Origin of the sequence: Micromonospora sagamiensis, assembly GCF_014680085.1 — a bacterium.
Taxonomy (GTDB): Bacteria; Actinomycetota; Actinomycetes; order Mycobacteriales; family Micromonosporaceae; genus Micromonospora; species Micromonospora inyonensis.
This window is the reverse complement of sequence record NZ_AP023438.1, coordinates 3716607-3729569: the sequence shown is the minus strand read 5'-3', so window position 1 is coordinate 3729569 and position 12963 is coordinate 3716607. Positions and strand designations below refer to the sequence as shown.

Annotated in this window: 13 protein-coding genes; 6 read left to right on the top strand and 7 right to left on the bottom strand. The window is 73.0% G+C overall.

Going from position 1 to position 12963, the window contains the following annotated elements; translation table 11 throughout:
- The first annotated feature begins 445 nt into the window (after nt 1-445).
- Nucleotides 446-1099 (top strand): HNH endonuclease family protein, encoded by a 654-nt coding sequence (locus IGA62_RS16490; RefSeq protein WP_145820167.1) that lies wholly within the window; start codon nt 446-448, stop codon nt 1097-1099.
- 327 nt (nt 1100-1426) lie between these two features.
- Nucleotides 1427-2089 carry a 4'-phosphopantetheinyl transferase family protein gene (locus tag IGA62_RS16485; protein ID WP_145820169.1) on the top strand — a complete coding sequence of 221 codons (663 nt, stop codon included), beginning with the start codon at nt 1427-1429 and terminating at the stop codon, nt 2087-2089.
- A 26-nt stretch (nt 2090-2115) separates the two neighbouring features.
- On the opposite strand, the gene IGA62_RS16480 is transcribed toward IGA62_RS16485, so the two are convergent.
- Complete coding sequence (locus IGA62_RS16480) at nt 2116-2622, bottom strand: DUF6624 domain-containing protein (RefSeq protein WP_145820171.1); 507 nt, start codon at nt 2620-2622, stop codon at nt 2116-2118.
- An 893-nt stretch (nt 2623-3515) separates the two neighbouring features.
- Between IGA62_RS16480 and IGA62_RS16475 the strand changes: the two genes are divergently transcribed.
- Nucleotides 3516-4229: a DUF4352 domain-containing protein gene (locus tag IGA62_RS16475; RefSeq protein WP_232625090.1), complete on the top strand. Its 714-nt coding sequence runs from the start codon at nt 3516-3518 to the stop codon at nt 4227-4229.
- Nucleotides 4230-4287: 58 nt separating this feature from the next.
- On the opposite strand, the gene IGA62_RS16470 is transcribed toward IGA62_RS16475, so the two are convergent.
- Entirely contained in the window at nt 4288-4827 is a 540-nt protein-coding gene (locus IGA62_RS16470; RefSeq protein ID WP_145820174.1) for a DUF6817 domain-containing protein, read from the bottom strand.
- 232 nt (nt 4828-5059) lie between these two features.
- Here IGA62_RS16470 and IGA62_RS16465 point away from each other — a divergent pair, with 232 nt between their 5' ends.
- Nucleotides 5060-5797, top strand: coding sequence for an LPXTG cell wall anchor domain-containing protein (locus IGA62_RS16465; protein ID WP_186500041.1), 738 nt, complete (start codon nt 5060-5062; stop codon nt 5795-5797).
- A 98-nt stretch (nt 5798-5895) separates the two neighbouring features.
- Here IGA62_RS16465 and IGA62_RS16460 read toward each other — a convergent pair whose 3' ends face one another.
- On the bottom strand, nt 5896-6297 hold the full coding sequence (locus IGA62_RS16460) for a hypothetical protein (protein WP_145820176.1): 402 nt from the start codon (nt 6295-6297) through the stop codon (nt 5896-5898).
- An 80-nt stretch (nt 6298-6377) separates the two neighbouring features.
- Between IGA62_RS16460 and IGA62_RS16455 the strand changes: the two genes are divergently transcribed.
- Together IGA62_RS16455 and IGA62_RS16450 are read left to right on the top strand one after the other, a co-directional pair.
- A complete protein-coding gene (locus tag IGA62_RS16455; RefSeq protein WP_232624669.1) occupies nt 6378-6767 on the top strand; it encodes a nuclear transport factor 2 family protein in 390 nt (129 codons plus the stop codon).
- A gap of 219 nt (nt 6768-6986) precedes the next feature.
- Complete coding sequence (locus IGA62_RS16450) at nt 6987-8237, top strand: S8 family peptidase (protein WP_232624668.1); 1251 nt, start codon at nt 6987-6989, stop codon at nt 8235-8237.
- Nucleotides 8238-8294: 57 nt separating this feature from the next.
- Here IGA62_RS16450 and IGA62_RS16445 read toward each other — a convergent pair whose 3' ends face one another.
- From IGA62_RS16445 to IGA62_RS16430, 4 genes are read right to left on the bottom strand one after another with little or no spacing between them, the layout of a single operon-like run.
- On the bottom strand, nt 8295-9098 hold the full coding sequence (locus IGA62_RS16445) for an SDR family NAD(P)-dependent oxidoreductase (RefSeq protein ID WP_222433333.1): 804 nt from the start codon (nt 9096-9098) through the stop codon (nt 8295-8297).
- Nucleotides 9099-9121: 23 nt separating this feature from the next.
- Complete coding sequence (locus tag IGA62_RS16440) at nt 9122-10450, bottom strand: protoporphyrinogen/coproporphyrinogen oxidase (protein ID WP_145820182.1); 1329 nt, start codon at nt 10448-10450, stop codon at nt 9122-9124.
- Nucleotides 10451-10503: 53 nt separating this feature from the next.
- On the bottom strand, nt 10504-11487 hold the full coding sequence (locus IGA62_RS16435; RefSeq protein WP_145820184.1) for an AfsA-related hotdog domain-containing protein: 984 nt from the start codon (nt 11485-11487) through the stop codon (nt 10504-10506).
- Entirely contained in the window at nt 11484-12908 is a 1425-nt protein-coding gene (locus IGA62_RS16430; protein WP_145820186.1) for an NAD(P)/FAD-dependent oxidoreductase, read from the bottom strand. Before IGA62_RS16430 ends, IGA62_RS16435 begins: the two co-directional genes overlap by 4 nt.
- Nucleotides 12909-12963: the final 55 nt, after the last annotated feature.

Here is a 12963-nt window from a genome sequence, read left to right as displayed (position 1 = left end):
GCCCTTGCAGTACAAAAAACACCTGCAGGGGGCCCTTGCTACCACCAAGGCGAGCGCGCGCGGCGCATGCGGAGGAGTGGGCACGGCGAGCGGGTGCCGCGATGCGGACACAGAGAGACGCGCCCCTATCGCCTGCCACGGGGGAAGCGGGCGATTGGGGCGCGCAAGAGAGAGCTTAACCACGTCTGGTTCGCCGACACAACGGGTGCATCCGGTTCAGATTCCCGTCCCACGCCCCGCCCGGCAAATAGTTTACATCCGGCATATAACGGTCCGCGTTCCCGCAGGGACGCCGGGACCGCTCCCAGCCACCCACCATCGCCACACCTCTATCGACCTTTGGGCAAGGTATCGATAAATTTCTCTATCAGTTCACGCGGTCGGGGAGCCGTCGGCATCTCCGACACGTCAAATGACGGCAATACCGCGATCGGATGGAGATGTCATGAGTCGTGCCCTTCGTTGGGTCGGCGGCCTGCTCGCCGCCGTCACCGTCGCCTCCCTCGGCTTCACCGCCCCCGCCCAGGCGGCCACCGTGTCGGTGCCGCTGCGCACCCTCATCGCCGACCTGCCGGTGGCCAGCGAGAACCGTACCGGCTATTCGCGGGACCTCTTCCCGCACTGGATCGACGCCGACGGCGACAGCTGCAACACCCGGTACGAGGTGCTGATCGCCGAGGCGACCACCCGTCCGTCCGTCGGTTCCGGGTGCACCCTCTCCGGCGGCCGGTGGTACTCCTACTACGACGCCACCTACTGGACCGTCCCGTCCGACCTGGACATCGACCACGTGGTGGCGCTCGCCGAGGCGTGGGACTCCGGTGCGCGGAACTGGACCACCTCCCGCCGCCAGTCCTTCGCCAACGACCTGGGCGACGTCCGCTCGCTGGTCGCCGTCACCGACAACGTCAACCAGGCCAAGGGCGACCAGGACCCGACGACCTGGATGCCGACCCACGAGCGGTGCCGGTACGTCGCCGAGTGGGCCGCGGTGAAGACCCGCTGGCGGCTGACCGTCGACACCGCCGAGAAGAGCGCGCTCACCAACCACGCGAACTCCTGCTCGAACATCCTGATCACGGTGACCCACGCGTTCTGACGCACCGGCACCTGTCGGACCGGCCGCCGGGCGTCGACGCACACACCGTCGCCGCCCGGCTGGCCGGACCGACACCCGCCAGGCCGACAACGGCCAGGGCGGCACCCGCCAGGCCGACAACGGCCAGGGCGACACCCGCCAGGCCGATGCCGGCGGGCCGCCGGGCGGCTCTCTCCGGTGGGTGGCCACCCCGGGGAGGTGACCGGCACCCGGGAGCAAAACGGCCACGAGCCGGCGTCGATGTCCGGCCCGGGTCGCCGCCGGTACGGTGGGACCGGCTCGACGTCGACGTGACCCGGCTGCGGTCGTACCGGAAAGGGGAGCCCGATGCGTGACCTGCTGCCACCGCCGGTCGCCGTGGTCGTGGCGGGGCCGGCGGACTTCACCGGCGAGTTGCTCGCCGCCGAGCAGGCCTGTCTCGGCGAACGCGCGGTGGAGAGCCGACGGCGCGACTTCACCGCCGGCCGGGTGTGCGCCCGGCGGGCCCTCGCCGCCCTCGGGCTCGCTCCGGTGCCGGTGCCGTCGGCCGCCGACCGGTCCCCGGTCTGGCCGACGGACGTGGTCGGCACCATCACCCACACGAGGGGCTACTGCGCCGCCGCCGCGGCCCGCGCCGACCAGGTGCGGTCGGTCGGCATGGACGCCGAGCAGCACAAGATCCTCGACGCCGGGGTACGCCGGTTGATCCTCCGGCCGGAGGAGGTGGAGCGCTGCGGACGGCTGCCGGCCGGCACCTCCTGGCCGGCGCTGATCTTCAGTGCGAAGGAGACCGTCTACAAGGTCTGGCACCCGGTGGTCGGCACCTACCTGGATTTCCAGGACGCGTCGGTCGAAATCGACCCGGACTCCGGTTCCTGGATTGCCCGGATCTCCCCGGCGAAGGTCGAGGCGGCTCGGGAGAAGGTCACCGACCCACCCTGCGTGATCACCGGACGCTTCACCGTGGACGCCGGCCTGGTCCGCACCGCCGCCGTACTGCCGCTTCGCTGACCGGAGCCGGTCGCGTCCCGCGCCGGTCAGTGTGGAGCGTGCTGGGCGACGTGCACGGCGAAGGGAGCCAGCCCGACCTCCGCCCGACGCTCGTCGAGGCGGTCCGGCTCCTCGCACGGCCACGGCACCGGCGCTCCGTCGACCACATCGGCGATCTGCATGCCGTAGATCTGCGGGCGGCCCTCGTTGACCAGCACCCGGTCCCGCAGCATGGCGAGCTGGGCCGGATCGGCCTCACCGGCCGCCACCGCCGACTCCATCAGCCGCAGGGCACGCCGCTGCAACTCCAACTGCCGGTCGGCGTGCTGGGCGACGAGCCAGGCGCGACGGGCCCCCTCCGGGCCGACCAGGCTCCGCCCCGGCCAGCCGTGACGGTCCAGGATCTCACCGAGTCGGTCCGCGTTGCGGGTGGTCACCGCCCGGTACGCCAGCCGGGTCGCCGGGTCGCCGTCCAACGCGCCGGGTTGCCGGCGGCGGTCCTCGTCGGTCATCGCGATCAGTTCGTCGGCGAGGTCGCCGTCGATGCCGGGCATGGCCTGTCCCTCCTGGTCGTCGTCTCGGCTCTCGGCTCCGTGCGGCCGCAGGGCCGACTGCCGCGCGTCCGGCGCCCCCGCACGACCGGTACGCGCTGCCGCCCCGCGCGGCAGGCGCCCCCGCACGGCCGGTACGCGCTGCCGCCCCGCGCGGCAGGTGCGGCGCTGCTGCCGTCCTCGCACGGCCGACACGGCGCTACCGCCGCCCCGCGCGGCCTCACCGCGATGCCGCCGGGCGGCCGGTGCGGTGCCGCACGCGACGACGGTACGGCCCAGATCGGGAGAAAAGATCCACCACCGGTCGGACGAGACGCGAGATCCGGTATGGAAGGATCGAGTCGACGGCGAAAATCCCGGACAGGCAGGGTCGGTCAGGCCGCACGAACGATCCGTTCAGCCGACGACCGCTCAGGCGAGGCAGGGAAGGATGGTTCGGTGCGTCGGCGCGCCCGTGGGAGCACGTCGAGCCCTGACCCTCTGCATCCGGGAGCACCGTGAGTCACCCCCCAGGCCCGCCGCAGGATCCTTTCCCGGGCCCGCCCCAGGATCCGTACCAGCCGGACCCTGATCCGTACGCGTACCCCGATCCGCTGTACTACCCGGACCCCACCTCGTCGCCACCGCCGCACCCCGGCTCGTCGTACCCCGGGTACCCGCCGGAGCAGAGCACGCCGGTGCCCCCGCATCCGACCAGCGGGGCACCCGACGCGCAGTACCCACCGACCTCCGGTGCCCCCGGTTACCCGCCACCCCACTCGGGAGGGCCCAGCTATCCGCCGCCGACCTCGGGGGCGCCCGGCTATCCGCCACCGAGTTCCGGGGCGCCCGGCTACCCGGGAGCACCGGGTTACCCGGCCGCCTCCGGCGTGCCCTATACGCCGGGGCCGACGCCGATGGGGTCCTACCCACCCGGCCCCGCCGGGCCGTACCCCGGCCTGCCCCTGCCGCCGTCGACCGGCTCCGGCGGGAAGAGCACCGCGCTGATCGTGATCCTCGTCGTGGTCGGTCTCGTCCTGCTCTGCTGCGTCGGTGGGGTCGTCCTCGCGCTGGCCAGTGACGACAGCGCCAGCCGGGACACCGGCCTCGGCCGGGCGTCCACGCCGCGGAACTCGTCCGCCCCGCTGGTCCAACCGACCGACGACCGGCCGTTCGGCGCGGCTGCCCCGACCACCGCGGTCCCGCAGCCGAGCAGCAGCGGGAAGGACGGCGAGACCTTCAACATGAAGGTCGGCGACACGCTGGTGATCACCGACGACGAGGGCACCGTCGAGATCACGATCACCCGGTTCACCACCTCGAACAAGGGTTGCCGGTCCTTCGCACCCGACCCGGACGAGGGGCTGTACCTGATCGCCGACGTGACGGTGCGGGTCACCAAGGGCACGGCCTCGGTGAACCCGTTCTACTTCGAGTGGGTGGCGCAGGACGGGAAGACCGCCAACGGACTGGTGGGCGCGCTGTCCGGCTGCGGCACCCCGCTCTCCTCGGGGGTGAACCTGCGCACCGGCAGCAAGCGCAGCGGCACGGTCGTCTTCGACGTGGCCGACCGGAAGGGCGTCGTCGAGTACCAGCACAACTTCGAGGCCGCGGGCTCCTGGAAGCCCTGACACCCGTACCCGACCGGGGCCGGTCCGCCTGTGCGGACCGGCCCCGGTCGCGCGCGGTTCACGGTGAACGGGCGAGGAGGCGGCGGGTCTCGGCGGTCACCCCGGACGAGGCGACCGGCGCCCAGGTGGCGAAGAGGGATCGGAAGTAGTCGCCGTACCGCCGCGCCACCGTCGGATCGTGCACCAGGACGTCCAGTTCGTTGACGATGCTGAGGTCGACGAAGGGACGCAGCAGTTCCGGTGCCAGCGTCTCGACCCGGCCGGTGAACCGGTCGACGAGGTGGCGCGTCGTGACCAGGTCCGGCCAACTCCGGCGGCGGTCACAGGCCCCGTAGAGGTAGACCAGCTGCTCGGCGTCGGCGCCGACGAGCGCCCGTAACGGCTCCCGGTCGCACGGATCGAGCAGGGCGAGATCGAAGCCGTCCGTGCCGTACGCGGCGTGGGTGAGACCGGCCAGCCGGACGTCCCCGCCGTGGCCGAACGTCCCCAGCAGGTCGTGGACGCGGCAGAGATGGGCGTAGAGGGTGCCGCCCGGGTGGGCGATCGTCTCGGTGCCGCGCTCCCGCAACCAGGCGCACACGTCGTCCCGGTGGCTCATCCTCCGACTGTAGGACCTGCCCGGTCTCCCCACCGTCCGCCGGAGGGTGAAGGTCGTCTCCCCCGCACGCGCACGCCGGTCCGGTAGCCGTACGCGTTCGGGGGCTCTGCGGAACGGTCGTCGGTCACCAGAAGAGGTTAAAGGCGACCAAGGTGGCAAATCGTCGAATAAGCGTCGGTAGCGTTCCTGCTGCACCGCCCGACGAACTCTCGACACGCCCAGGAGACACACGATGCGAACACAGCTGAGCCGCGCCCTCGCGGTAGGGGCGATCGCGGCCGGGCTGCTGCTCTCGACCGGAGCACCCGCAGCAGCCCAGACGACGATCGATATCAACCCGGGCAACGTGCCCTCGAACGCTTCCGACTTCCCGCAGGACTGCAACCCGAGCCTCGGCGGCGGGCCCTACTCCGGCGAGGACGTCTGGGTGTTCAACCTGCCCGGGAACCCGGAGACCAGCGGCGTCTTCGAGTCGGTGACGGCCACCTTCGACACGCCGGAGGGTCCGCTGACCGTCACCATCCCCGACGACGGCGGCGCCATCGTGAACAACATGGGGACGAGCAAGGCGTGGATCCGAGTGCCGGCCGGTTCCACGCTGGTGGAAGCGACCGCCGTCATCTCCGGTATGGCCGACTTCTTCGTGGTCTCGCACACCTGCGCGGCCGCACAGCCCACACCGACGCCCACCCCGACCGTCACTCCCACGCAGCCGCCGACACCCACCCCGACCGCGACGCCCACCCAGCCGCCGACACCCACGCCGACACCCACGCCGACGGCGACGCCCACGCAGCCGCCGACTCCGACCCCGACGGCCACCTCGTCCGTGCAGCCGACACCCACCAAGACGCACCTGCCGGTCACCGGCGTGTCGAGCAGCTCGACCCTGGTGCCGCTGGTCACCCTCGGTGTGGGGGCGATCCTCATGGGCGCGACGCTGCTCGGCCTGCGCCGCCGACGCGGCTGACCCGTCCGGGGCGCCTGGTCGCCGGCACGCCCGGCGGTGACGGAATGGTCACCGCCGGGCAGCCGGCGATCCGGCGTGCCGGCCCGGTCCCTGCGGGCTCAGGCGTGGCGGCGGTTCGCGGCGCTCCGGCCGATCAGCGCCACGAGCGCCGTGCCGGCGGCCGATCCCAGTGCCACCAGCGCCGCGCCGATCGGCCAGAAGCCGGGCTCGGGACCGGTGACGGCGGTGCCGACGAACGCCAGGGTGAGCGCGGCCGGGATCGCCACCAGCGCCGCGACGACCTGGTGCTTCCGTCCCGCCACGAACGCCAGCACTCCCACCACCAGGGCCAGCCCGACGACCTGCCACGCCTCGTACGGCCCGGTCTCGGAACCCGTCACCGGGTCCAGGTCCTTCTCCCGGTCCCACCCCAGGAACGCCAGGTAGGCCAGCGCGGCGGCGGCACCGAGCGCCACCATCCAGAGCACCGGCCGGGCCGGCGGGCGTGACTTCTCGTCCATGCGAACACTCTGCCGATCCTGGATCGAAAATGAGAAGGGTACGCACACCCGGACCGCGCCACCGTGGAAGGAGCGCTTCGGTGATCGACGAGTCCAGCGTGGTGACCTGGGTCCGGCGCTACGAGCGCGCGTGGCGGAGCGCGGGCACGAACCAGCTCGACGGGCTGTTCACCACCGACGCGACGTACCGGATGACGCCGTTCGCGCCGCCGCATCGCGGTCTCGACGCCCTCCGCGTCCTGTGGGACGCCGAACGTGCCGGCCCGGACGAGGAGTTCGTGATGGACTTCGACGTCGTCGCGGTCGACGACCCACGGGCGGTGGTCCGACTGGAGGTGCGCTACGGCCCGCCCGACCCGCAGCACTTCCGCGACCTGTGGATCCTCGACTTCGCTCCCGACGGCCGGTGCCGGGCCTTCGAGGAGTGGCCCTTCCGCTCCGAGCGTCCCGCACCGCACCGGGCCCCCTGACCGGACACCACCCCCGCGATGCGCCAGACGGCGTTCTGATACATCCGGGCCGGATCTCTGGCACCCTGCGACAAAAAGATGTTCGCCGATGCGTTGGCTGTTCTTCGGGCCCGTTCACCTCGGTAGATTCCGGGGACCATCCGAGGCCCACCCACTCGCTGAGCGAGTGTCGGACCGGCCTGAGCAGAAAGAGGCGTGGAGATGGATTTCCCGCGCAGGGTGACCGCCGTACGATCCCGTCGACCTGGGCTGGCGGCCGTGGCCGCCCTCGCCGCCACCACACTGGTTGCCGCCGTCCTGGCCACTCCGGCCACCTCGGCCCCCCGACCCGACCGGGTTCCGGGCCCCGTCGGAGAGATCCTCGGCGCCGGCTCGACCGCCGTCCCCGACAGCTACGTCGTCGTCCTGGCCGACAGCGCGGTCGGCGGTCGGGCCGGCACCCGCCAGTCCGCTGCCTCCCGGCTCGCCGCCGACGTGACCAGCCGGTTCGGCGTCCGGCCGGACCGGGTGTGGGGAGACGCTCTCAACGGCTTCTCGGTACGGATGTCGGAGGCGGTCGCCCGCCGCATGGCCGCCCACCCGGCGGTGGCCCACGTCGAGCGCGACCAGACCGTCCGGACGGCCACCATGCAGCCGAACGCCCCCTGGAACCTGGACCGGCTCGACGTCCCCCTCGGGCTCAGCACCACCTACAACTACGTCAGCGAGGGCTACCCCGCCCGGGTGTACATCGTCGACACCGGAATCCACATCAGCCACCAGGAGTTCGGCGGCCAGGCGTACTACGGGTACGACGCGGTCGACGGCACGTTGCCCGCCAACGACTGCACCGGCCACGGCACGCACGTGGCCGCCACCGTCGGCGGGACGACGTACGGGGTGGCCAAGGACGTCGCCCTCATCGCGGTCAAGGTCTTCGGCTGCTCGGGCAGCACCACCGTCTCGACGGTGATCAACGGCATCAACTGGGTGACCGCCCACCACGTGCCCGGCGACCCGCCGGCGGTCGCGAACGTCGGGGTGACGACCGGCCCGACCCTCGCGCTGAACACGGCGGTCGCCAATCTCGTCGCCGACGGCGTCACGGTGACGGTGCCCGCCGGCAACTCGAACGCCAACGCCTGCAACACCTCGCCGGGTGCGGTGCCGACCGCCCTGACCGTCGGCGCGACCCAGTCGAACGACGCCCGGGCGAGCTTCTCCAACTGGGGCACCTGCCTGGACATCTTCGCCCCCGGCGTGAACATCCTGTCGGCCACGTACACGTCGAACACGGCCACCACGTCGTGGAGCGGCACGTCCCACGCCTCGCCCCACGTGGCCGGAATGGCCGCGCGGGTGCTCAGCAACAACCCGACGTGGACCCCCGCCCAGGTGGCCAGCTACCTGACCACCGTCGCCAACCCGGCCGTGATCAACCCGGGCACCGGTTCCCCCAACCGTCTCCTGTACATGTCGCCCCTGCTCTGAACCGACCGGACCGCCACCGGAGAACCGGGACGTCTCACCGGCCCTGCGGCCGTGTGGTCAGGACAGGACACCGTCCCGGGGCTCCGGCCGGCGGCCGCCCGGGACGAGCAGTGGCAGGACCGACCGGCGCATGGCCGGGAAGAGCAGCCACCGGGGCAGGTGCCGGCCGGACCACGCCTGTGCCTTCGCCACCACCCCGGGGACGACCTCCCGCCGGTTGGCGGCCAGGCCGGCCAGGCCCGCCGCCGCCACCTGGTCCGGAGTCAGCCAGCGCAGCCAGCGGTGCTTCCGGATGCCCGGCACGCCGGCCACGTCGTACAGCTCGGTGCGCACCGGCCCGGGTGCCAGCAGGGTGCAGCGCACCCCGGTGCCCCGCAGCTCCTCGTGCAACGCCTGGCTGAACGAGTTGAGGAACGCCTTGGTCGCGCCGTAGGTCGCCGCCATCGGCACCGGCTGCTCGCCAGCGGTCGAGCCGGTGACCAGGATGCCACCCCGGTCGCGGGCCAGCATGCCCGGCAGGACGGCGGTGGCCAGCTGGTGCACCGCGACGACGTTCACCTCCACCTCGCGGGCCAGCTGCGCCGGATCGTGGTCGCGGAGGTGACCGCAGCTGGAGAAGCCGGCGTTGGCGCAGAGCACGGCGATGTCCCGTCCGGCCAGCTCCGTCGCCAGGGCGTCACGCGCCGTCCGGTCGGCGAGGTCGACCGGGCGGACGTCCACACCCACCCGGTACGTCTCGCGCAGCTCGGTCGCCAGCGCCGCCAGCCGGTCGGCGCGTCGGGCGACCAGCAGCAGGTCGTAGCCCTGCCCCGCCAGCCGGCGCGCCAGCGCGGTGCCGATTCCCGACGAGGCCCCGGTCACCACAGCCGACCCCGCCGGTCGGGTCACGGCCGCCCGCCGGCGAGCCGCGCCGCGATCCGCGCGCCGGCCTCGTGCCCGGACCGGAAACAGCCCTCGATCGACACCCCCCGCAGGTAGTCACCCGCCAGCGCCAGGCTCGGCACGTCGCCGACCAACTGGTGCACGCCGGCCAGGAACTCGCCATGGAACGGCGCGTAGCCGCAGTAGGCGGCCGGCCAGTGCCGGACGACGGACCGGACCCGGCGCCCCGGGGTCAGTCCGAGGTGCCCGCTGACCCGCCGTTCCGCATCGTCCACCCACGCGGCGACCAGGTCGTCGGTCAGCTCCCGCGCCCGGCCCTGCCGCCCGCTGAACGTGTACCGCACGATGTGCCGTTCGTCCATGCCGTAGGACCCGGCGTTGGTGCAGGGGCCGTCGTCCATCGCCAGGGCCCGCACGTCGGTGCGGAAGAACGGCCGGTCGTACTCCACCAGCACCACGGTGGACGGGAAGTACGTCGGTTCGCTGAGCCGCTTGGCCAACGCCGGGAACTCGCCGCGCAGGATGTCCGCCGCGGCGTGGGCGGTGGTGGCCAGGACGACAGCGGCGTACTCCCGGGTCTGCACCGGGCCGCCCCGCTCGCTCAGCCGCAGGCCCACCACGTCACCGTCCCGCACCACCGGCGCCACCACGGTGGTGCCCAGCCGGACGGGCACCCGTTCGGCGAACGCGGCGAGCACCGGCTCGATGCCGTTCTCGAGCTGGTCGTACGTGTCGAGCAGCATCGCCAGGTTGGTGCCGAACGTGCCCAGGTACACCTCGTCCGGCTCGGCCCCGTTGTTCCGGATGACCATCGGTCGCAGCAGCACCCGGGTCACCCGTGCACCGAACTGCTTGCTGAGCGGTTCGTGGTCGTTGGCCCGGGCGAGCTCGGTGAACAGCGGCGAGCCGAGGTAGCCGTTGGCCCGGTCCGCGCGGATCGCGCGGGCCAGCCGGACCAGCCGCAGCATGTCGCGCGGGGAACCCATCCGGGCGAAGTGCGCGAAGCTGCGCAGCCGCCGGTCGCTGTCGAGGGTCAGCACCTTCCCGCCCTCGACCCGGGACGCGTTGATCCCGAAGGGCACGTACGGGTGCTCACCCATCGCCGCGGTGAACGTCCGGAACAGCTCGTACCGGCGGCCGATGTTCTTGCCACCGGTCATCACCGGCCGGTCGCCGAGCCGGTCGATTCCGAACCGGCCACCCGGCACCTCACCGGCCTCGATCACCTCGACCCGGTGGCCGAGCCGGTGCAGGTGGTACGCGGCAGCGAGCCCGCTGGCTCCGCTGCCCACCACCGCGACCGTCGGGCCGTCCGCCGCCGTGGGCGTCATACCGCCACCTGCCTCTCCGTCACCGGGCCCCGGACCGGCCGACCGTCCGGCGGTCACCGGACCACCGGCCAGGACACGAGGGTGATCGTTCCGTCGATGAGCTGCTCGTCGAACTGGTGCATGGCGACCGCCACGTCGACGGCCCCGTCGGCCGTCACGCCCCTGACCCGGGCCACACACTCCAGCGGATGGTCGAGCTGGCCGAACGTGCCGAACGCGACGTCGCACCCGGTCACCACGCTGACCGGATGGGGCAGCGCACCGGCCCTGGTCGCCGCCAGCACCGCCGTCTGGCGTAGCCCTTCGACCGCCACCGGGCCGGGCAGGTGGTCGTAGGAGTGGTCGAAGAACGACGGGTGCCCCTCGTCGAGGACCAGCCGGCAGCGCACCTCGCCCGGCCCGGCGTCGGTCGGGGCACCGATGACGACGTTGCGCTCGTCGTAGCGGCCCACCAGTGCCGGCGGCACCGTCGGCACCGGCGCTGCCGGCACACTCTCCGGCTGCCGGGCCCGCTGGAACGCCCGCATCACCTCGTAGTCCCCGGGCGGCATCCCCACCACCTCGGCGGCGACCTCCATCGCGAGCCGACCGGCCAGGAACAGCTCACCGCGCAGGGTGAGCACACCGACCCCGGTGGACAGCCCCGTCCGGTTGCGGGTGCGGTACCGGAGCAGGCCCTCCGGCGGGGTCCGCCGGTCGTCGGCGAACGCGGTGAGGTCGACCACCCGCAGGGTGAAACTCCGCAGGGTGAACGGCTGCTCGCGGGGGATGCCCAGGTACGTGTGGACCAGCACGAAGACGGACTGGCGGGCCGCCTCGCCCATCGCGAACGGGTCGTGGCAGTCGATCCGCCGGTCGCCCCACAGGCTGTGGGCCCGGGGGACCTGCACGGCGAAGACGAACTCGTCCCGGTCGACCTGTGCGGAGTCGGCCACGAACACCTCGCCGAGGGCCCTGCGGTGGGCGATGGCGCAGGGCACCGTACGGCTGAAACTCAGGTCGACGTCCGGCACGTCGACGGCGTCGTAGCGGGTCATCGGCACCCTTCGGTCGATGCCCCGGCGACCACCGTCGGGGCGGTGGCAGCTTCGTGCCGTGGACGGCGGACCAGGCGGGCCCGGCGGAACTGGTCGCCCACGGCGGCACCGAACTCGGCGAGTACCCGGCGCCGTGGCACCCGGCCCCCGGCGAGCAGCCGGCCGACCGCGCCGACCGCCCGGCCGGGACTGAGCACCGTGGTCGGTTGTGCGTCGTGGCTGAGCACGGCCAGCAGGTCGGCTCCCCGGCCACGGTCCGTCATCCGCCGGACGATCTCCGGCAGGAAGGTCGGGATCTCGCCGGACCGGCCCAGGTCCGAGCCGACCCAGTAGTGGGCGAGGAACTCCCGGTCGCGCCACCGGGCGAAGGCGGCGGTGGCCCCGTCGAGGTCCCGCGCCGACCCGTCGAGCACCCCGGGCAGGGTGGCGGCGAGGGCGTCGACCTGACGGAACGCGTCCCCGATGCCCCGACCGGCGGCGGGGTCCTTGAAGTGGCCGGCGTCGCCGATCAGCACCCATCCGGGCCCGGCACCGTCCCGGAAGTACCCGTCGAACCCGGTCAGGCCGAAGATCCCGGCGACCCGTTGGGCTCCGGCGAGGGCCTGCGCCACGGGTGGGCAGGAGGTGGCGTCGGCCAGGAAGTCCTCGGCCGTGCAGCGATGACCGGCCGGTCCGCCGACGGGCAGGGTGTGCGCGGTGCCGACGAGGTAGAGGCCGCTGTCCGTCGGCGCCCCGAGAACGAACTGGTCGCCCCAGCGGTGGAAGACGAACGTCGGCGGCCCGGCAGGCGTCGCGTCGGCGAAGTAACTCCAGTGGTAGGCACGCGTCCCGGGCACCACGTGGTACCGGCGGGCCCCGACCAGGCGGGCGACGGTGGACTGCCGGCCGTCGGCCCCGACCACCAGCTTCGCGGCGATCTCCACGGGTCCGGATGCGGTACGCAGCCGCACCCCGGTCACCCGGCCGTCACCGATCAGCAGGTCGGTCACCTTGGCGCCGAGCACCGGTTGCACCCCGGCCCGGCGGGCGGCGACCAGCAGCAGCGGGTCGAGCATCTGCCGGCGCACGCAGATCCCGCCACCCGGGCCGTGCGTGGCACCGGGATACCTGAGCAGCCCGTGGAAGTCCTCCAGCCGGGTGTCGGCCGCGACGAACGGCGGCGCGCCGGTGGCGAGGACGTCCGGCAGGACCCCGAGCCGGTCCAGGAAGCGGAGCGTGTCGGCCTGCATGATGTGCGACGAGAGGGTGTTGCCGATCCGTTCGGCCCGGTCGACCAGGGCCACCGTGCGCCCGGCCCGGGCCAGCAGGGTGGCCAACGGGGCGCCGGCACACCGCGCGCCGACGATCACGACGTCGACCTGACGCGGCGGATCCGGTACGGCGTCCGCCGGTCCGAGCGCGGTTGAGGTGGATACGGACATCAACCACCCTCACCTCACGTCACCGCCGATGCCACTGTGCACCGACCAATATCGA

Excerpts from the sequence above, each read along its gene's own strand:
- IGA62_RS16490 (WP_145820167.1), top strand. The coding sequence starts at position 446 with ATGAGTCGTGCCCTTCGTTGGGTCGGCGGCCTGCTCGCCGCCGTCACC.
- IGA62_RS16485 (WP_145820169.1), top strand. The coding sequence starts at position 1,427 with ATGCGTGACCTGCTGCCACCGCCGGTCGCCGTGGTCGTGGCGGGGCCG.
- IGA62_RS16480 (WP_145820171.1), bottom strand. The coding sequence starts at position 2,622 with ATGCCCGGCATCGACGGCGACCTCGCCGACGAACTGATCGCGATGACC.
- IGA62_RS16475 (WP_232625090.1), top strand. The coding sequence starts at position 3,516 with ATGGGGTCCTACCCACCCGGCCCCGCCGGGCCGTACCCCGGCCTGCCC.
- IGA62_RS16470 (WP_145820174.1), bottom strand. The coding sequence starts at position 4,827 with ATGAGCCACCGGGACGACGTGTGCGCCTGGTTGCGGGAGCGCGGCACC.
- IGA62_RS16465 (WP_186500041.1), top strand. The coding sequence starts at position 5,060 with ATGCGAACACAGCTGAGCCGCGCCCTCGCGGTAGGGGCGATCGCGGCC.
- IGA62_RS16460 (WP_145820176.1), bottom strand. The coding sequence starts at position 6,297 with ATGGACGAGAAGTCACGCCCGCCGGCCCGGCCGGTGCTCTGGATGGTG.
- IGA62_RS16440 (WP_145820182.1), bottom strand. The coding sequence starts at position 10,450 with ATGACGCCCACGGCGGCGGACGGCCCGACGGTCGCGGTGGTGGGCAGC.
- IGA62_RS16435 (WP_145820184.1), bottom strand. The coding sequence starts at position 11,487 with ATGACCCGCTACGACGCCGTCGACGTGCCGGACGTCGACCTGAGTTTC.
- IGA62_RS16430 (WP_145820186.1), bottom strand. The coding sequence starts at position 12,908 with ATGTCCGTATCCACCTCAACCGCGCTCGGACCGGCGGACGCCGTACCG.